Here is a 20,100-nt window from a genome sequence, read left to right on the forward strand (position 1 = left end):
GGGCAATGAGAAAGACACCTGAAAAGGTGTCTTTTTTTCGTCTATAGACAAAGCAAAAGAGACTGCTTCGGAGAAGCAGAAAAGATTAAGGGAAAGTAGCTCATATAAAAAAGAGCTCTGTCCAACAGACCTCGTGAGTAGCCATCGTTGAATCAGCATCATGTGTCCCTGTGAGACGTAGGGGTTGTTTTCGTGCGACAGCGTGAGTAGCCTTCGAGGAAAAAAAGGAAGAAGGAGATTTTTACGTCATTCATCAACCGCACACGACAAATTGAGTTTTCTCATAAATCTTCCCTGAAATAGAACATATCGGAGAACGCAGGGGTTGTTTTCGTAACACAACATGAGAAACTTCCATGAAAACACCCCATGTCCAACATCCCCGAAGAAAATCACCCCGGAGCAAAAAACGTTGCCAGCTATAGCAGAAACAAAAAAAAGGAAGAAGGAGGTTTTTACGTTATCCCTCAACCGAACACGACAAAATGACTTTCTCAAAAATCTTCCCTGAAAATAGAACACATAGGAGTACGCAGGGTTTTGTTTTTGTAAAACCACATGAGCGAACCCTTAGTAACTTTAAGAAAAACGTTGCGAGACAATAAAAAACACACCTATCTAAGAGAACTTACGTTGATAGGTGTGTTGCAAATTTATTAACTAATACCTAAACCTGCACTTGCATATCCTACAACTGTGTTAATTAGTGAAAGTCCTGCAGCAGTAGCAGTAAAGACTAGTAACAAACGGTCTCCAGTCGCAACTGGAATGGATAAGCCAGTTGCATTTCCGCTTGAAATTGTGCCTAATGCCAAAATTCCAGTTAAAGGTGGAGCTAAGGTAACAACCGCTCCAGGAATAGGGGCAAAAACGTTGTCAGGAGCTGGACCTACTGATCTAAAAACTTGTGCCGTAATTGTAATGGTGGATCCAACTAAAGAAAGTGCTGCTGTAGTACTAAAGTAACCAGAAAGAGATGTGATTGTTCCATCCCTTGGAACAGAGAAGGCAAAGTTTAATAGAGTACCAGCTGCGCCAGTGAGATCGATCGTGCCTCCACCAAGTATGCTGACCCCAGTAACAGAGTTGCCAAAACCGACAAGGCTGTTTGTGCCTACAAGCCCACCGGCAATCGTTGTTAAAACGGCAGGAAGACCTGATGAAAACGGAATGATGGCACCTGCTCCAGCAATACCGGTCACACCTGTCGCACCAGTAACGCCAGTAACACCTGTCTCACCAGTAACACCGGTAGCACCTGTTAAGCCAGTAACGCCAGTAACGCCAGTAACACCAGTAACACCTGTCTCACCAGTAACGCCGGTAGCACCTGTTAAGCCAGTAACGCCAGTAGCGCCGGTAGGACCAGTAACCCCAGGATCACCAGTAGCCCCAGTAGCTCCAGCTAAGCCAGTAGCGCCAGTAGGCCCAGGATCGCCGGTGGCTCCAGTAGCTCCAGCTAACCCAGGATCGCCAGTAGGACCGGTAACCCCAGGATCGCCAGTGGCTCCAGTAGCTCCAGCTAAGCCAGTAGCGCCAGTAGGCCCAGGATCGCCGGTGGCCCCAGTAGCCCCAGCTAAGCCAGTAGCGCCAGTAGGCCCAGGATCGCCGGTGGCCCCAGTAGCCCCAGCTAAGCCAGTAGCGCCAGTAGGCCCAGGATCGCCGGTGGCCCCAGTAGCCCCAGCTAAGCCAGTAGCGCCAGTAGGCCCAGGATCGCCGGTGGCCCCAGTAGCCCCAGCTAAGCCAGTAGCGCCAGTAGGCCCAGGATCGCCGGTGGCCCCAGTAGCCCCAGCTAAGCCAGTAGCGCCAGTAGGCCCAGGATCGCCGGTGGCCCCAGTAGCCCCAGCTAAGCCAGTAGCGCCAGTAGGCCCAGGATCGCCGGTGGCCCCAGTAGCCCCAGCTAAGCCAGTAGCGCCAGTAGGCCCAGGATCGCCGGTGGCCCCAGTAGCCCCAGCTAAGCCAGTAGCGCCAGTAGGACCGGTAACCCCAGGATCGCCAGTGGCTCCAGTAGCTCCAGCTAAGCCAGTAGCGCCAGTAGGCCCAGGATCGCCGGTGGCCCCAGTAGCCCCAGCTAAGCCAGTAGCGCCAGTAGGCCCAGGATCGCCAGTGGCTCCAGTGATGCCAGTAATACCACCTCCAGGCCCAGTAGGTCCAGTAGGTCCAGTGATGCCCCTGTTTTCTCCACCATTGTTTGGTGTGCGATTAAAGAACTGCAAGGAAGGATCGCAATTACATGACGAACTTCTACATCTTGTACAACGTTTATGTTTATCTATACTCATTATTCATTCCCCTTTGGAAAAATTAATCACGTCATATACTCATATGCATAAGAGTGCATTTTGGTTTTCAATTTCTTAATGGCAAGCAATAAATGGGTGAGTGATACAAAAAACCCCTTCTAGTGGGAAGGGGCGGGGATGGTTGAGTTATTTTTTAAAGAATCCTCGTAACGCAAACACAATATTCTGTGGGCGTTCAGCAAGACGGCGCATGAAGTAACCAAACCAATCCGTACCAAATGGGACATAGAGACGAACTTTATAACCTTCAGAAACCAATTCTTTTTGTAATGCTTCACGAAAACCATAAAGCATTTGGAATTCAAATTGATCACGTGAGATTTGGTTTGTGTCTGCATATCGTTTAACTTTTTCAATAATGGTATGGTCATGAGTAGCAATTGCCGTATAGCTGCCACTATCTAGATGCTTATAGATAATCGTTAAATAGTTTTCATCAACTTTGCTTTTTTCTTGGAAAGCGACTGTTTCTGATTCTTTATATGCTCCTTTAACAAGGCGAAGAGGCACTCCTTTAAGTGAGAGAACATCAGCTTCTGAACGATGTAAGTAGGCTTGAATGACGGTACCAACATTATCATACTCTTCACGTAAGATTGCTAAGATGCGCAATGTTTGTTCGCAATGAGAATAATCTTCCATATCAATCCGAATAAAAATATTAAAACTACGAGCTGTTTGGCAAATACGTTTCATATTTTCAATGCAAAATGCTTCATCAATATCCAGACCGAGCTGGGTCATTTTTAATGAAAGATTGCATTCTACTTGCGTTTCGTTAATTGCACGCAATACATTAAGACAAGCCTCAGTTGATTCAATTGCTTCTTCACGTTCTGTTACAAATTCACCTAAGTGATCAAGCGTACACGCTAATCCCTTGCTGTTTAAAATCTTCACATTCGCCATCGCGTCTTCGAGTGTCGCTCCTGCTACAACTTGTGATGCTCCAAACTTTAGGCCCCATTTTTTAGCTGCCTTATTAAGTGGTTTGCTTTTAGCAAGCTGCATAAAAAACGATCGAAGTGGCTGGTCAAGGACCATATGTCATTCCTCCTAAGATGATCTGTTTCTACTATAGTAATAACTATGCAAAAATGGTGCCAAGTGATTAAGCGTTTTCATTCTAGTTTTTTAATGAGAATTCGTCTAATATAGAAAGTAATAGAAGACATAATTGTCTAATGAGTTATACATGATTGATTAGGAGGTTTGTTATGCAAAAGATATTAAAAGATGTTGCAAAGCCTTTTGGTCACGAACCAAAAAATGATGCGCTGAAATTGCCTGAAACGTTGCCGTTTATACACTTACCATCATTTCATAAAGATCAAGGAGATATTTATACAACCAATGAACGAAATGAAGTAGTTGGAATGATTTATAAGGAAGAACTATTGGGGCTCGTATTAGATGAATTAAAGCGGCTTCACTCTTTTCAAGAAACATTAATGAGAGCCATGGATGATGCTGTGACAATCGTTGATGAAGCCAGTGCAGTATTAGCTGTTAACCATCGTTCAGAAGAATTGTATGGCTTAAATAATGTTGAGATAAAAGGAAAGCCTTTACATCATTTCTTTGATGAAGAAGCGCTTGTACTTTGGTCCGTCATGAAAGATAAACAGCCAGTGATTAATCAGTACAATCAACCAAAGCCGGGTTTACATGTGATTGTAAATACAGTTCCTGTGTTCCAAGGGGTTGAATGCATTGGGGGGATTTCGATTGAACGAGATATTACTGATGTTGTTAAATTAAATGAAGAACTTACGACGACCACTGCGACACTTCGCGATCTGAAAATGGACAACGAAACCCCTTTTCATAAGATCATTGGGAATAGCAAGCCGATCAAACGGGCGATTGAGTTGGCAGTTAAAGTAGCAAAAACGGAAGCAAACTTGCTTATTACGGGCGAAAGTGGTGTTGGGAAAGAATTGTTTGCCGAAGGTGTACATCAAGCAAGTAGACGAAAAGAAGAACCTTTTGTTGCAATTAACTGTGGTGCAATCCCTGCGGCTTTGTTTGAAAGTGAGTTATTTGGTTATGTTCAAGGTGCGTTTACTGGTGCTGTAAAAGGTGGTAAAAAAGGAAAACTGGATGCTGCAAAAGGAGGAACGTTGTTTCTTGATGAAGTAGGGGAAATGCCACTTGAACTACAAGTAAAGCTTTTGCGTGTGTTGCAAGAACGAGTCTATTACCGAGTTGGAGATCATAAACCAATTCCACTTGAAGTTCATCTTATTGCAGCAACAAACCGTGATTTGGAAGAAATGATTCGAGCAGGAACATTTCGTGAAGACCTTTATTACAGATTACATGTTATATCACTTTATGTTCCTCCTTTACGTGAACGAATGGAAGATTTACCGGAGTTAATTCAACGCTTTGGACATGAATTCGCGCTAAGGTATGAAAAACCAGTGCCAAAGTTTGATCCAGAAGTGATGTATATGCTTGGGAATCATCGTTGGGAAGGGAACATACGGCAACTACGAAACCTAGTAGAACGAGTTGTCATTCTATCTAACGAAGCGGACGATATGATTCGTTGGTATCATTTACCTGAATCATTTCAACGCCAAGGAAAACATGTTTCATCAATTCCAAGCGAATCCACTGATCAACGTAGTGAAATTAAAGATGCATTACAAAAAACATATGGGAATAAGTCGGCAGCTGCAAAAATGCTCGGTATTTCTCGTGCAACTCTGTACAACAAGTTAAAACAATACGGTTTATAGTTGACACATTTGTCTAAATAGACAGATGTGTTTAAACAAAAAGACACGATCTTGTCTAGATCGTGTCTTTTCATGTGATATCGACTTAATACATCTCTGAAATGGTTTTTGCTTGCATATGCAGTGCAAGATAATCCGGGCCACCGGCTTTTGAATCCGTTCCAGACATTTTGAATCCTCCAAATGGATGGTAGCCAACAATCGCTCCAGTACAATTACGGTTGAAATAAAGATTGCCAACATGGAAATCATATTTCGCCTGTTCGATTTTTTCACGGTTATTTGTAATAACTGCACCAGTTAAACCATATTCCGTGTTATTTGCAATCTCCAGTGCTTCGTCATAGCTGGACGCTTTGCTGATTGCTAAAACAGGTCCAAAAATTTCTTCTTGCATCACGCGCGCTTTTGGATCAACATCTGCAAAAATGGTTGGATGAATGAAATAACCAGTACTGTCATCACTCTTTCCTCCAGCAACAAGTTTGCCTTCTTCTTTGCCTACCTCAATGTAGCCTGTAATCTTGTCAAATGCCGCTTGATCAATGACTGGTCCCATATAATTATTGTTTGGTTCAGCAGGGTTACCAACTGTTAATGCATTTGTTTTTTCAATGACTTTTTCTAATACTTCATCATAAACATCGGCATGAATAACGGCACGTGACCCAGCGGAACATTTTTGGCCTGAGAAACCAAATGCAGAAACAACAATTGCTTCCACAGCTGTATCGATATCAGCCTCATTATCAACAACAACTGTGTCTTTACCACCCATTTCTACAATGACACGTTTGAGGTGATTTTGTTCTTTTTGAACGATTGCTGCGCGCTCATATAGACGGACACCTACGTCACGTGAGCCGGTAAATGTAATTAATGCTGTTTTTGGATGCTCAACAAGGTAATCGCCAACTTCACTACCGCTTCCTGGAACGAAGTTGATTACTCCTTTTGGTACACCAGCTTCTTCTAATACTTCAACAAATTTTGCCGCGATAACTGGAGTTGTACTAGCCGGTTTAAGTAATACTGTATTACCTGTAACAAGAGGGGCAACTGTTGTTCCAGCCATAATTGCAAAGGCGAAGTTCCAAGGAGAAATAACCACAGTTACGCCAGTTGGTGTATACATGTAGTTATTTAATTCACCTTCACGGCTATTGACTGGTTTCCCTTCAGCAAGTTCGATCATTTGACGAGCATAGTATTCCATAAAGTCAATGCCTTCCGCCGTGTCACCATCAGCTTCTTTCCAAGGTTTTCCGCCTTCTTTTACAAGCAATGCTGAAAATTCATGTTTGCGACGACGAACAAGGGCTGCAGCGCGTACAAGAATATTCGCTCTTTCTGCTGGTGTCACTTTTCGCCACGTTTTAAACGCTTCGCTTGCAGCTTCGATTGCTTGTTCTGCATGGTCTTTTGTTGCTTTTCCAGTTGTTCCAATGATTTCTTCTTTGTTTGATGGATTATAAGAAGTGATCTTCTGTTCGGTTTCAATTCGCTCACCATTAATAAGTAGAGGGTAGTGGCCGCCGAGTTCGGATTCAACTTTTTTAATAGCGTCAAGTAACGCCTGTTTGTTTTCTTCGACTGTAAAATCTGTAAATGGTTCATGTTTGTAAGTTGGTAACATAAAAAATCCTCCTTCAAAATCAGTTCAGTAAATTAAATGCAAGATGTATGCCAAGTTTACGGGGAAAGGATCGGCAAGGAACCATTGATATGGGCAATGGACGGCACTTTAAAGGGGTCGACAAACACAGCGAAGAGCACCAAGGCTTTCATTTTGATATTTGCAACCCGGATAAGCTCATTTTGTTTGAATCCCCTATCGATGCGTTAAGTTACTACAGCGTCAAACAAAATAGCATTCAAAATGCCCGTTTAATGAGTATGAACGGTTTGAAGCCTGCGACGATGAGTCACGTGGGTAAGCATATGCTTGATCAAGGGTACAAAGTCAAAAATGTGGTGTTGGCAGTCGACAACGATAAGGCAGGGCGTGCGTTTGTTGACCAATTAAAAACGAGGATGCGTCCAAATGATGCGCTGGTCAAAGACGAGAAAGCCAAAGATCACTTTTTTCAAACCGATTTGTCGAAGACAAAAGATTGGAATGAGGATTTTAAACAAATGACCAAGCAAGGCGACCAAAAAGAGAAAGCAGGGAAAACGAAGGACAAAGAGCCGGAAAGGGAAAGGTAAAGGAGGCGGCAGTCAAATTGAAGGAAATATAAAATTGGAAGGAAAAGTTGATGAGATAAGTGGGGGAAAGAACTCAATGCAGTTTATAGTAACAACTTCTTTGTGGTTAAATTCTAAGCTTTTTATCAAACGAATACCTTTAATTGAAGATATTTATACAATTCCGTACATACATAACAGTAGACGCTTTTGAATGTCTGCCCGATCCAGCCGTTCGTATTTGGCTAAGCTTTGAAAAACACCGGTAAAGTTCATCCGTAAATCAGTCTCTTTAAATATGTCAATCAGTTCTAACAGCCACCAACGCTTCGCAATTACTTGTTTGAGCTGAGAGAGCCGTTCCGGCTCTTTTTGGGGTTCTATTGGTGAAACAGATATCCAGTCATTACGATGGTTGGTAATAGAAACTTTCGGGTTCTTGGGGATTGTTCGATTGAATTGATCTAATTTATTGTGCAACTTTTGTTGTAACTCGGAGATGATCGGCTCAACATCCATAGAAAGACCTAAGGCCTCATAATATTCCTGTCGCTTTTCCTCAAAGTCGAGGGGTAAATCTTCATCAGGGTTCCGATATCTATCAGCGCCTACGACCCAAATTTCTTTGCATCGAAGTTTATCTCTTAAGGATTGCAAGACGGTTATTTCATAATTAATGCGATTGACCCTCGGATTTCCTTTCGTGTCTTTTTCAAGAACGACCTTTATGAACTTCTGTGGAATTACTTCATTAATTGGGACATCGTCGTTAATAGGAAAATACTTTTGTCGCGTGCCTATGTACTTTTTAACCAGATTTAACGCTTCAATCACAGGCTGATGTTTTAGGTTGTTAGAACGGAACTCTAAAATACTCAATAACTCTGAAATCGCGGTTCGATAAGAAAGGCTATAGGATCTTTTCATTTTGTAATACACTTTCTCCCTATAAACATTCTTATTATACTTGAGTTCTTTTAGTAAATTTTGTGCAGTTTCTTCGTCCATGACAGAGAACAATACGTCCCTCACGACATGCTCTTGATTTTCCAACATGTTTTCAAACAACGAGATTAGAAGATTGTTTTTCCTCGAACACGTTTGATCTCTCTTAACAATTCTCGATCAACTTTCTTTTCTGCGTGCCCGTTAATATTATGCGTTATGGTCATCAACAGTTCGACAAGAGCATCCGTAATCTCACGGCATCGGGACCAAAAGAAAGCAGATAACAAGGTATAGCGAACCGCTTTGTCTGATCACGGTTGCTACGCACAACCAAATCCGATCCACACGCCGGGCACGTTCGTGGCTCTGATTCCACTTGAGGGTAAACCTCGGCAGCCGTCACTTCACCAGGCGCTACTTAGATTTAAGGGTACGTATACTTCCTCCCCATGGATTTGTCTATGAATGATTGGGTTGAAAGAATCTTTGTTTGAGCTCTCCACGTCTCTTTTGTGTTTGGTTCGTACACCCACACCTAATATACTTGTTATTGGGTTCTCCGATTTGTTCATACCATGCAACGCTCCTCTTTCTTATTACTTTTATATTATGGATCAAAGTATTGGTGATAATGTGTCCTAATGCTTCTGAATGCTCTAGGTAAGGGTGGTGAGCAGTGCCTCACTCGCGTATGATATGAACGGGCCAACATGAGGTAGCCCCATGAAAATATGAATTTACAACGCGAAGAAATTCAAATACTAAAAGCTAAAATTGTTCACTTGAGACCGAGAAATTTGATCTTTGAATGATAATAAACGTGGGGGTTGACAATGGATCAAGGTTGTCCTTCGGGTTCCCGCTTAATATACCCATTGCCATCCTCCTAAGTAAGTTTATTTACGCGCCACCTTTCTGTTTGCACATTTATCAGGGTGCCCAGCGTATTAAGTAATATGTAAAGCCTATGCACTCCTGCATCGACTCGTTCGGCTGTTTTTTATTGAAAGGAATAAGACGGACAGCTTAATGCTGATGGAACATTTTTTGCGAATAAGGATGAGCGCCTTCCATCTTCTTTTTTGCGCCCTCATATATCCGCTTCAGCGGGGATGGTCCACGCATGCAGTCGGTTATTTTGCATAAAACAATCTTTCCTTAGAAAAACTAACGAAAATAAGTTGGAAACTAGCTAAGGAGAGTGACGACTACGTGGATGAAGAAAAAAGGTCAATGAAAACAGCAAGAATGAACAGCTAGAGCCGTTTCGAAGTGCCGATAACCAGGACAAAGAAGATGACCACGAATCAAGGACTGAAGCTCTCGGAGGGTGAGTTCCGCTAAGAGCGGGAGAGCAAGGTCCGACGCTTATGGAGGACTTTCATTTTCGGGAAAGGGATCGATTTTACCCATGATCCACTCCTACAAACGCGCCTATTCTCTTATACGGACACGCAGTTGCTTCGTCTTGGTGGGCCAAACTTTCATGAGATTCCCAGAAAAACGATTAACAAAGGACAAGTTGCCAACCATAACAGCTCGCTTGCAAACAATTCACCATACACGGTCAGTGAGGCAGACACGAATGAATTTGACACGCAATTGGTCGCGACGATTGTTGCTCATCGGTTTTGGGATAATAAATCGTTTAAGAAAAGTTTTCGAAGCAATTTTTTACACGAGTACCCTCTGATATTGAAATTTTGGAGGGTATGTTAAATAGAAAACGTAAAAAGGGAGCGTTATTGATGGAGCTAGGCTGAGAATGGGTGATGAAATCATGATATAAGTCAAAAAGCATCCCATAGTCTTTACAAGGGATACTTCAAGTTACGTCGGTTATGAAAGTGAGGATATAGGATGAGAAATCAGCCATTGATTTTTTCTGCATCAATTGGTAATGGCCACAATCAGGCCGCTAAAGCTCTACAACATGAATTTAATAATCAAGGACTTCATCCTGAAATTGTTGATACGTTCCACACAATTAGTCCAAGTCTTCATAACCTGATGCTTAGCAGCTATATTCGCTTGCTAAAGCTAAGTCCTTTAATATGGAGAAAACTTTATTTTTATGCAGAAGAACATCCATTGTTTTTATTATTAGATCGCTTTGGTACATTTTTTGTTGAACAATTATATTCAATAATCAATAAGCAGGACTGTTCGTTTATCATTTCAACTCATCCTTTCGTGACGGCTTTTTTGACAAGGGTCAAACAGATCAAGCAATTAGATATCCCTTTATATACGGTTATTACGGACTTCGTCTTACATCCTGCATATATAAGGCAAGAAATTGATTGCTATTTTACAGCATCGTCTCAGATTGAAGAATTTGCTATTTTGCATAATGTTCCTTCCCAGCTTTTTTATTCAACGGGTATTCCCATTTCAAACAATGACTGTTTACAGATATCAAAATGGAAGGCCCGCTATGATTTAGGACTTGCTCAGGATAAGAAGACATTGTTAATTGCAGGGGGCGGTAGTGGTTTAATAAATTATGTTCGTGTCATAAGGGCATTAGAACATTTACCACATCCCATTCAGATCGTATGTATGGTAGGACATAATCATAGAGCAAAGCAAAGTATTTTACGGCAGAACAGTAAACATACTGTAAAAATCATCGATTTTACAGATAAATTTTTATTATATTTAAAAGCAAGTGACGGCATACTCTCTAAAGCAGGAGGACTAACCATGGCGGAAGCTCTTGCTTGCGAAACACCAATTATTATTTATAATCCTATTCCAGGTCATGAGGAACAGAATGCAAATTATTTAATAAATGCAGGTGCTGCGGTAAAAGTAAATCGATGTATTCAATTACCCGGTGTACTGGAGAGAGTGTTGTATCAAAAATTTTATTATACGAAGATGCAATATCATGCACGCATGGTAAAGAAACCAAATGCGGCCAACCATATTGTTGAGAGAATTCTTATGTTGTTTGAACAACAAGAGAGTCGATGATACGTATTGCAGACAATGGCAAATACTACTATCCAATAGTACGAATAACAGAGGGCAGTATTATTTAACCTGTTAATAGATCTAGAACTTATCTTGGCTCAAAATATTCATGTTTCAACTGCATAAATCTTATACAAATTTACATCTATCATGCCGTCACCACAGAATGTAAACACTCTATGCACTCTGTCCTCGTTTAACTTTTTCGCTTCTTTCTTCCTTAATTCTATCCTATAAAAAGACTATAAAGGGAGTTACGAAAAATATGGACATACTTTCAACAGCAGTCGAGCTATTAATAGGTTTCGTTGCATTACTCATCATGACAAAACTGTTGGGTAAAACGACCCTCTCTCAAATAACTCCCTTTGATTTCATTTCGGCTCTCATTCTCGGTGAACTTGTTGGGAATGCCATTTATGATAAAGAGGTCAAACTAGGCTCAATTCTTTTTGCAATTGCATTATGGGGGGGCATGATTTTCTTAATTGAATTGTGTACACAAAAGTTCCGTGGAACAAGGGAGTTCCTTGAAGGAAAACCTTCCATTATCATTCGTAACGGTCATCTTGATAGACAAGAATTGAAAAAGAACAAACTCGATATTAATCAGTTACAACATTTACTACGGCGGGAAAAAGTGTTTTCAATAAGAGAAGTCGCCTATGCAATACTTGAAACAGACGGCACGTTAAGCGTTATAGAGAAAGCGAAATATGTAACACCGACAATTACGGATTTGAAAATGCCACAACAACCTGTTTACCTACCCGTTACATTTATCAGTGATGGAAAAGTGGATTGGGAAAACCTAAAACATTCAGGGTTTAATGAGGAGTGGTTGTCAAAAAAGCTCCGTCATCATCATATCGATCATTATAAAGATGTGTTTTATTTTGAATGGAAAAAAGACGAGGGCGTGTATCTTGAAAAAATGTAAAATTCTCTCCGTCCTTATTCTATTAGTTATATTGGAAATGACTTACTAACATGATTTATGGAGCTTATGCCAAATTAAAGAGGAGGAGGGATGATTACAAAATGCAAAAACAACAAATTTGGTTACCTTTATTAGCTTCCGCAGGCATCGGTGTAGCTGCTTATTATAGCATGACCAAAGGGCAAGGTATTAGTAAAACTGCGCAGCAATTTGTGCCACTTGTTGCAGGAATGGGTGCACAAGGACAACAAGGACAACAAAACGACCAACAACAGAACGGCCAGTTAATGTCCGCTATCCAACAACAGTAAAGAAAATAATGTTTAGTGGAAGAGGGTGGGGGGCTCAATGCTTGCCTCCCTCTTCGTTGCTCTCCCTCCCTAGATCAGTGAATTCATGAATTGTTTGAGTAAAGATAAATAAACCTGTCAGCAACGCTGGCAGGTTTATTTTGCTGGAATAAGGGAGAGCCTAGACGGTAACTTATCGTAAAGGAAGACGAGGGAATGCGGTTGAATGGATTGTTACTCATAGGAGCAGGGTTGGTTGGTATTACTCCTTATCCTACTGATGTTTGTACGAATCACCGTGAGTAAAACGTACAAACATCAAAATAAAGAGGATTTTCTATTGGCACGCATCTCTGCATGGGGGATTCCTATCTATACGCTCGAAACCCCTGTGGTGGAGTGGAATGAAGAAGATGGTTCAATCACCGTGAAAGAACGGACTCGTGCGATGGGCGCCAAGCAATCGAAGACAAAAAAGTGGACACTCATAAATGTGCTTGACGTTTGGCGCGATACTCAAGCATTAATTAAACAAGTCGTTCAACTAAAAAAGAAAGTCGATTGTTTCTTGTTCTTGTTCTGTGGAAAAAGAGGAGAGTTAAGGGAACGCTTTGCCTGGAAGGATACCGCTTCTTCTACTGTAAAATTAACAGGTGGTAGGAAATAGCCTTCTACTAAAGAATAGCCAAATCCTGTGGCTCCTATAATTGGCACCCCAGCTTCGCTCAATGCTTGTACATCTCTATAAATAGTTCTCACGCTGGTTTCTAACTTTTTTGCTAGGTCTTCAGCTTTAACGACGTTGGTTCGTTGTAATTCTAATATAATGGCTAATTGACGTTCTGTTTTATTCATAAAGCTACCAACACTCTTTCTTTAATCGTTACCATTATGACCAAAGGTAAATGAATCTAACCTTCGATCCTAAAACGATTCATATACATTAATTACAGAAAATACGCTCTCTTATATAAGAAGTAGCGTCTTTTTAGTCAGAATTATAAAGATTCGCTTCTACTATTCGAGATAATCATTGAAAGGTATCTCTCTCATCTTGATTAATCCCTTTGAACAATTCTCCATTTAATAAATGTAAAAGCTTTACTATATGATAATAATAAGTCCCCAGAGTGTAGAAAGTTTGTGGAACTTGGATTTATAATACGCAATTCAATTTTAGATTGGATTCAACAAAGATTGGTGAAGTTCTCCAAGGGTAGAGCCCTAGCCGAAATGGCGGCGAATACACGGTGACACCACCTCCCGCCAGGTTTCCCGTTCCGGTTCTGCCTGAAATTCCAAATGAGCATAGCCCTGGACTAAAAGATTTACATTCATAAAAAGAAAGCCTGCACAATTTGTAGGCTTTTTACATGCTTGCGTTTCTTTTAATCTAAAAAACAGTATTTGATGCATAAATAGGTACATGGTAGAGCAGTCTAAGGTGGACAAAAACAAAAAGGAGGAACAAATATGGAATTTCAACAACCGCAAAGTCAACAAAATAGTCAAACGAGTAATGTGCCACCCGTAATGAATCATGGTGGTCATGAAATCTTTGATGTTCACGAAGTATTATCAGGTTCATTAAATATCTTAAATACCTACACATTGTTAAGTCCCCATGTAGAGGATCCAGAACTACGAGATATTTTAGATCGTCAAAAACAATTTATGACTGAGGAATATAACTTGACTCAAGAGTGTTTCAAAACAGGGCAAGATCCTTCCAAAGCTACACAGAGCTACAAGATGCAACAAGGCAACGATTTTATATATGGTATGAAACCAGGAAGCGCCCCTAAAAAGCCGTTGCAAACCCCTGATGAACTTAATGATGAAAACATCGCTCTTAACATGTTGAATTCTATAAAAGGGATGGCCCCAGTTAAAACAAATGCGGCAATGGAGGTTACAAACCCTGTAGTTCGCCGTGTTCTTGCCGACTCCCTTCCTAACTGTATAGAAATGGCTTATGAGATATCACTTTACCAAAATAAGCATGGATTTTATCAAGTACCACAACTTCCTCAGCAAGATATGCAGCAGATTCAAAATGGCTACGCACCTGCTCCCGTTCAAAACACTCCACCCCCACAATAAAAATAAGATGAAGTAGGTTTCAATGAAGCATATAAAAGCTTTACTACTTAAAGGATTCATCACAATTATTAGTTATTATTTAAGTGGTCGTGATAAAAGGACCCTTATTTCATTTTTTCTCAAAGGGTTTTAGAGACTATCTAATAACACCCAAGTCACTAGAAAAAATGAGTATTAAAGATTACGCAGACAAGCACGGCGTTACTAAAACTGCTTTTTCGGCTTAGTACAGGAATCTTCTTCTTACCTCCTTCATGTTATTCTGCATTTGTTTTTTTTTGGCTTATTTGCTTCAGGCACACTCCATTTTTATAAGATGCATTGCGACGACTTTAAATGGAGCTAAAAAACTGCTAGAACCGCATTTTGAAGATAAAAAATGGTATAAGCCAATTTCTAAACTAAGTATGATGCCTGCTGTGAGCTTTCAAATAGAGCTTGCGAGTTCTCTCTTTACAGAAGTTGTTGAAGCTGCACGAGACAGTTTAGTAATCGGAATCAAGTAAATTTAAAAATCTATCTTTTGAAATGAAGATAGATTTTTTACATGTCAGATAGTGCAAAATAACACTCAATATATGTGCAAAATAAAATCAAAAATGACAATCAGTAGATACAAAGGTGTCATAACTTAGTTTCATATATAAGGAGTGTTTTTACGTGAAATATGGCTATTGTCGTGTCTCAACCGTAGGTCAGTCTTTATAGTCGCAAGAAAAGTCTGTAATTTTAGCGGGCGCTGAAATTGTTTTTAGAGATACATACACAGGAACCAAAGTGGTCAGGCCTCAGTTCCAAACATTGCTGAAAAATTTAAAAGGAGGGGACTCGTTAATAATTACGAAGTTAGATCGATTTGCTAGATCCACACTAGAAGATACAAAAATAATTAAAGGTTTATTTGAAAAAGGAATTACAGTTAACATCTTAAACATGGGTGTGGTTGAAAACACGCCGAATGGCCGCTTAATCTTTAATATATTCTTGAGCTTTGAGGAATTTGAACGGGATATGATTTTTGAAAGAACTCAAGAAGGAAAAATGATTGCAAAGCAGCGCGAAGACTTTCGAGAGGGGCCTCCAAGGAAATACGGAAAAAAACAGATTGAGCATGCACTTTGTTTAAAAGAGACTCACTCTTACAAAGAAGTAGAAGAGATAACAGGGATCTCCAAAAGTACGTTAATTAGAGCTAAAAAGCAAATAACAAATGAACATAGTTTCCCCTCAATGAGTTAATACCTAGGTGAATATTTACTACTGGTACCGATTTTATTTGGATAAAATATTCGGGAAAAGGCTAGTAACTGTTGAACACAACCTTTCGATATATTTCCCTCTATTTTTATCCTCTTTAATTTTGAGTTCATTTCTCTACTCAACTAATTCTTACATTACTATATGACTCATTTCTAATCATCTTTGTCTGATTTTTTGATGTCTCGTTGTAACTTAAATAACATTTCTTGAATATGACCCAGTCTTTCATTTGTAATTGAATAGATCTGGAATAATATAATTACAAATATCCATATGATTAAAGTAACAGGTATGGCAAACAATATGTGTCAATCATGGCACTTCCGTAATTTATAAAGTTATACCCAATAATCAAATTAAAAATTAGAATTACAACACAAACAATAGTGAGTAGAGCAATCATTGATTCTACCAACCTTTCATCATCATTTACCAGGATAGTGTTTCAGCGGCTTCGCTAATATTACCGCTAGTTGTACTATATGTATTTCTTTATCTCTCAAAAACTTATCCATCTCTGATTCATCAATTTCGTACTTGAACTCATTTAGTGATGACGCTTTCATATTAGCTTGGGTATCATCAGACAAGAAAAGTAGTGCAGAAGCGGTTACAACAGCAGCGGATACAGTAATCTTTTTCATTTTCATAGCCCCTTTCTAGATTGAGAAGATTACTAATAAAAGAGTATACTCTAGATGAAGAGGAGGATGTTTATGAACGTTACAGTTATTGGAACTGGAAGGATGGGTTCAGTTATTGCCAAGCGTCTTCCTTTAGAACATAACCGACTTTTAATTAACAATGGAAAATCTGAGGGCAAAGAATTGGCTGAACGCATAGGAGCTGCTTACACAACCGACCTAGGAAAACTAGAAGAGAGCGACGTCATCATCCTGTGTGTCCCGGCAGCTACTACATCAATAATTGCTAAACAAGCAGCTTCTTTTGCCAAAGATGGAGCGATCCTCATTAATTGTTCAACGAAAGCTTTTTTTGAAGAACAGTTAAAGCAGAATTACTTAAATCTTTATTTTGTGGAAGCTAAAATTATTGGTCACGCAGGATCTTTAGAGCAAGGGAAGTCTGCTATTGTCGTTGTCGATACGGATAAAAGAGAGGTGTTTCATATGATTGCTGATTTATTTTATGGAATGGGTTCCGTCCGAATGGGTGATGCAAAAAGTGTACCTGTTTTATCTACAATGGCAGCTGAAGCAGGCTTAAGAACGGCGGTTGCATTACGCAAACAATTAACGATGTATGGATTGCCAGAGGAAATGGAAAACATTCTTATTGAAAGTGTGTGTGCAGGAACGATGAGTGCATATGTCCGAAATGACTTAGGACATTTTGGTCAAGAACTTGCTGAGAAACTGGAAAGCGAGACAGGTGGGAATTGAGATGAGAGAGGTATACAGTGACATCATTCAATTTAGAGGCTCTCATGAAGAGTTTGGCTACAAGCAAGGAGTGCTTTTAAAAAATTCATTTACAGTACTTAATCGAGAAAACCAATGGAAGGTGCGGAAGAAAAGGTTTTTAATTGATATAGATGAAGCAAAGAAAGAAATTACAGCGATTTCTCAACCAATATGGCATGAGCTTATTGGTTTACGGGAAGCTCTTGAATGGTCGATGGAACGTGTTCTTGCAGAATTTGGTGGATACCGTGTTCCTTATAATCGATCTGGCTGCTCTATCGCAACGGGAACAAATTATTTGATCCGTAACTATGATTATCATCCAAAGACGTATGAAGGTCGTTATACATTGTTTCAACCAAACGATGGAGGTTATGCGGTGATGGCACCGAGCCAGCGCATTACTGGAAGAATGGATGGAATGAATGAAGCTGGTCTTGCCATGGGCTACAACTTTATGAATCGAAAAAACCCTGGCCCAGGATTTATTTGCTGTATGATAGGACGATTTATTTTAGAGACGTGTGCGACAGTAGAGGAAGCTGTTCAATTACTACAAACAATTCCTCATCGCCATTCGTTTAGTTACATTGTTTATGATAGAAGTGGAAAGACGATGATTGTTGAAGCGACACCGAGGGAGACGCATGTCCGATCTGCAATCCGTTGTACAAATCACTTCGAACAATTAGCTAAAGAAAATCGCCATCATTTAGTTGATTCAAAGCGAAGGTTAGAAGTGCTTGAGGAAAGTCAAAGAAAGGAGTTATCTGCAAAAGAAGCTTATTCCTTATTTAATGGGCAGCATCGTGGTCTTTTCTCCGATTTGTATTCGAGTTGGGCCGGAACAATTCACACTTCAATGTATTTTCCTGATGAGTTGAAATCATGGTTTGCAATTGGTCCAGACAAGAAGCCATTTGTTATTGATTTTGGAGAATGGCTTGAGGGCAAAGATGTAAGTGAAGAGCGTATTACGGGGGGAATCGACACGGACGTACCCTTTTTACATATGGACTTCCCCGCAGACTGGTCTAGAACCAAATAGCAATGTGCTTTAGCTAAGTCGTTTCTGGGTATATTACCTTAAAGAGAAGAAAGGGGCGTGTCTATGATTCGTAAAGTAGCAGCGCGAGTCCTCACAGTAGTTGCAATTTATGGCGTGAAGAAAGTGATTAATCGTTTTGTTTTAAAAAGTAAATCAGCAAAATCGTAGTTGCAGGTGTGATAGCAATATCGGTAATAGCGATAAATTATAGCAGACTTGCTTTAATTTAAACAAAATCCCATTGAAGATTTCCTTCAATGGGATTTTAACGATAAGATGAATGGATAAAGGGGAGAGCGTTTAGCGCTTAGCGATAGAATATTTGGTAACCGTCCTCGTCCGTGCATTTCAATTGCTAAGTGCATGTTTTCCTTATGTAGATGTTCATCAAAAAAAGAATAGACCGATCGTAATTGGAATGAAGGACCATATTAATAAGATCAAGCAAAAGCCCATAATATCTCGAACTTTTAAACCGGCAATGGAGAGAACTGGCAAAGCCCAAAATGGTTGAATCATATTTGTCCATGCATCGCCCCAAGCGACGGCCATAGCTACGCGAGCGGTATCCGCACCTAATTCAAGAGCTGCGGGAACCATAATGGGTCCTTGAACAGCCCATTGACCACCACCAGAAGGGATAAAGAAATTAATAATGCCAGCACTAATAAATGTTAAAAAAGGTAACGTTGCTTCAGTTGAGATATTGACGAACCACATAGCAATTTGCTCCGAAAGTCCAGAGGCAACCATCATCCCCATAATTCCTGCATAAAATGGGAATTGAATAATAATTCCGCCTGCATTTTTCACCCCTTGTGTAACGGAATCAAGAAAACGTTTAGGTGTCCGATGAAATAAAATTCCCAAAAATAAAAATGTGAAATTTACAATATTTATGTTTAAATCTAATCCATTGGCTATGAAGTGAAAAAAGATAAAAACCAGTCCTGCTCCACCAATGATCCAAGATAAGATTTGGCTGTTTTCGAGACGCTCAGCGGGTGTTAAAAGATTGTCAGAAGCAGCTGCGAGCTCTATTTTTTTATCAGCTTCTAAAAAAGTAGGATCAATCAACGTTTTGTCTTTAATTGATTTTAAGGAGAAATAATTAATAACTGGTAATGTTGCAATTAACGTAATCACAATAAAAAGATTATAAGGTGTTAATAACGTTTGTGTAACTGAAATTAAGCCTAACGAATCAATTAAAAAATGATTATTGGAGGCTATTGTTAAGGGAATAGACGCGGATAACCCTCCGTGCCAAAGAAGAAAACCACTATAAGCAGAAGCAATTAAAAGACGATAATCAACCGTAGGCACTCTTTTCACAACGTGTTTGGCAAATAAAGCACCAATTACTAGACCGAACCCATAGTTAATTAAACAAGCAAAAGATGCGACAAGTGTAACAAGAACAATTGCTTGCCCTGGCGTATTAGCAAGGGTGGCTAGACGTTTCAGTAATTTAGTTATCACGCTAGAGCTTGCGAAAATATAACCAGTTACTACAATCAGAGCCATCTGCATTGTAAATGATAATAAATCCCAAAAGCCTGATCCCCAATAATTGACCATATCAACAGGAGAGCTGTTTGTTGCAAATACTCCTATTATAAAAACAAGGATTGTTAAAAGAATCGCAAAAATAAATGCATCAGGTAAATAACGTTGAACAATGCGATCAAAAAAACGTGTCATAGCTCCAAACATAACAAAACCACCTTTTTCAAATCTTTATTGTAATAAAGTTAACAATTGTAAGAGAGATGAAAGTCTCGTAAGCAAATTGTATGTATGCGCTTTCTTTGGCGTGTATTTTACCTTATATCAGAGTTAATGGAGAAGTCAATAATAGAGTTTTTCTA

The 20,100-nt window shown here is 39.9% G+C and carries 15 protein-coding genes and 4 pseudogenes; 12 read left to right on the plus strand and 7 right to left on the minus strand.

Going from position 1 to position 20,100, the window contains the following annotated elements; genetic code table 11:
- Positions 1–656: 656 nt before the first annotated feature.
- Positions 657–2,282 carry an exosporium glycoprotein BclB-related protein gene (locus BK584_RS19955; protein ID WP_078394209.1) on the minus strand — a complete coding sequence of 542 codons (1,626 nt, stop codon included), beginning with the start codon at positions 2,280–2,282 and terminating at the stop codon, positions 657–659.
- A 147-nt stretch (positions 2,283–2,429) separates the two neighbouring features.
- Positions 2,430–3,347: a proline dehydrogenase family protein gene (locus BK584_RS19960; protein ID WP_078394210.1), complete on the minus strand. Its 918-nt coding sequence runs from the start codon at positions 3,345–3,347 to the stop codon at positions 2,430–2,432.
- A 173-nt stretch (positions 3,348–3,520) separates the two neighbouring features.
- On the opposite strand from BK584_RS19960, the gene BK584_RS19965 reads away from it, so the two are divergent.
- Positions 3,521–5,050 (plus strand): sigma-54 interaction domain-containing protein, encoded by a 1,530-nt coding sequence (locus BK584_RS19965; protein ID WP_078394211.1) that lies wholly within the window; start codon positions 3,521–3,523, stop codon positions 5,048–5,050.
- Positions 5,051–5,135: 85 nt separating this feature from the next.
- On the opposite strand, the gene pruA is transcribed toward BK584_RS19965, so the two are convergent.
- Complete coding sequence (pruA, locus tag BK584_RS19970; RefSeq protein ID WP_078394212.1) at positions 5,136–6,686, minus strand: L-glutamate gamma-semialdehyde dehydrogenase; 1,551 nt, start codon at positions 6,684–6,686, stop codon at positions 5,136–5,138.
- Positions 6,687–6,733: 47 nt separating this feature from the next.
- Between pruA and BK584_RS19975 the strand changes: the two genes are divergently transcribed.
- Entirely contained in the window at positions 6,734–7,258 is a 525-nt protein-coding gene (locus BK584_RS19975; protein WP_078394213.1) for a toprim domain-containing protein, read from the plus strand.
- A gap of 153 nt (positions 7,259–7,411) precedes the next feature.
- Here the strand turns inward: BK584_RS19975 and BK584_RS19980 are convergent, their stop codons facing one another.
- Complete coding sequence (locus BK584_RS19980) at positions 7,412–8,245, minus strand: hypothetical protein (RefSeq protein WP_139365719.1); 834 nt, start codon at positions 8,243–8,245, stop codon at positions 7,412–7,414.
- Positions 8,246–9,580: 1,335 nt separating this feature from the next.
- Between BK584_RS19980 and BK584_RS25715 the strand changes: the two are divergent.
- The 5 genes and pseudogenes from BK584_RS25715 to BK584_RS25145 all read left to right on the plus strand — a co-directional run.
- A pseudogene (locus tag BK584_RS25715) lies at positions 9,581–9,682 on the plus strand (catalase); the annotation flags it as partial.
- A gap of 363 nt (positions 9,683–10,045) precedes the next feature.
- Complete coding sequence (locus tag BK584_RS19990; RefSeq protein WP_078394216.1) at positions 10,046–11,164, plus strand: MGDG synthase family glycosyltransferase; 1,119 nt, start codon at positions 10,046–10,048, stop codon at positions 11,162–11,164.
- Positions 11,165–11,429: 265 nt separating this feature from the next.
- Positions 11,430–12,104 carry a DUF421 domain-containing protein gene (locus BK584_RS19995; RefSeq protein ID WP_078394217.1) on the plus strand — a complete coding sequence of 225 codons (675 nt, stop codon included), beginning with the start codon at positions 11,430–11,432 and terminating at the stop codon, positions 12,102–12,104.
- Between the two features lie 101 nt (positions 12,105–12,205).
- Positions 12,206–12,415, plus strand: coding sequence for a hypothetical protein (locus BK584_RS20000; protein WP_078394218.1), 210 nt, complete (start codon positions 12,206–12,208; stop codon positions 12,413–12,415).
- 319 nt (positions 12,416–12,734) lie between these two features.
- Positions 12,735–13,061 (plus strand): hypothetical protein, encoded by a 327-nt coding sequence (locus BK584_RS25145; protein ID WP_245809039.1) that lies wholly within the window; start codon positions 12,735–12,737, stop codon positions 13,059–13,061.
- On the opposite strand, the pseudogene BK584_RS20005 reads toward BK584_RS25145, so the two are convergent.
- Positions 13,016–13,249 (minus strand): annotated as a pseudogene (locus BK584_RS20005) (helix-turn-helix transcriptional regulator); the annotation flags it as partial. The gene BK584_RS25145 and the pseudogene BK584_RS20005 sit on opposite strands and share 46 nt — an antisense overlap.
- 252 nt (positions 13,250–13,501) lie before the next feature.
- On the opposite strand from BK584_RS20005, the pseudogene BK584_RS25150 reads away from it, so the two are divergent.
- The 3 genes and pseudogenes from BK584_RS25150 to BK584_RS20025 all read left to right on the plus strand — a co-directional run.
- Positions 13,502–13,734: pseudogene (locus tag BK584_RS25150) on the plus strand (manganese catalase family protein); the annotation flags it as partial.
- Between the two features lie 133 nt (positions 13,735–13,867).
- A complete protein-coding gene (locus BK584_RS20015) occupies positions 13,868–14,497 on the plus strand; it encodes a spore coat protein (RefSeq protein ID WP_078394220.1) in 630 nt (209 codons plus the stop codon).
- A 660-nt stretch (positions 14,498–15,157) separates the two neighbouring features.
- Positions 15,158–15,736 (plus strand): annotated as a pseudogene (locus BK584_RS20025) (recombinase family protein).
- Positions 15,737–16,182: 446 nt separating this feature from the next.
- Here BK584_RS20025 and BK584_RS20030 read toward each other — a convergent pair.
- Entirely contained in the window at positions 16,183–16,401 is a 219-nt protein-coding gene (locus BK584_RS20030; RefSeq protein ID WP_078394222.1) for a hypothetical protein, read from the minus strand.
- A 72-nt stretch (positions 16,402–16,473) separates the two neighbouring features.
- On the opposite strand from BK584_RS20030, the gene BK584_RS20035 reads away from it, so the two are divergent.
- Both BK584_RS20035 and BK584_RS20040 read left to right on the plus strand, forming a co-directional pair.
- On the plus strand, positions 16,474–17,160 hold the full coding sequence (locus BK584_RS20035; RefSeq protein WP_169871407.1) for a prephenate dehydrogenase/arogenate dehydrogenase family protein: 687 nt from the start codon (positions 16,474–16,476) through the stop codon (positions 17,158–17,160).
- A gap of 1 nt (position 17,161) precedes the next feature.
- Positions 17,162–18,229, plus strand: coding sequence for a C45 family autoproteolytic acyltransferase/hydrolase (locus BK584_RS20040; protein WP_078394224.1), 1,068 nt, complete (start codon positions 17,162–17,164; stop codon positions 18,227–18,229).
- A 387-nt stretch (positions 18,230–18,616) separates the two neighbouring features.
- Here BK584_RS20040 and BK584_RS20045 read toward each other — a convergent pair whose 3' ends face one another.
- Positions 18,617–19,945 carry a short-chain fatty acid transporter gene (locus tag BK584_RS20045; RefSeq protein ID WP_078394225.1) on the minus strand — a complete coding sequence of 443 codons (1,329 nt, stop codon included), beginning with the start codon at positions 19,943–19,945 and terminating at the stop codon, positions 18,617–18,619.
- Positions 19,946–20,100: the final 155 nt, after the last annotated feature.

Origin of the sequence: Shouchella patagoniensis, assembly GCF_002019705.1 — a bacterium.
GTDB classification, from domain to species: Bacteria; Bacillota; Bacilli; order Bacillales; family Bacillaceae_D; genus Shouchella; species Shouchella patagoniensis.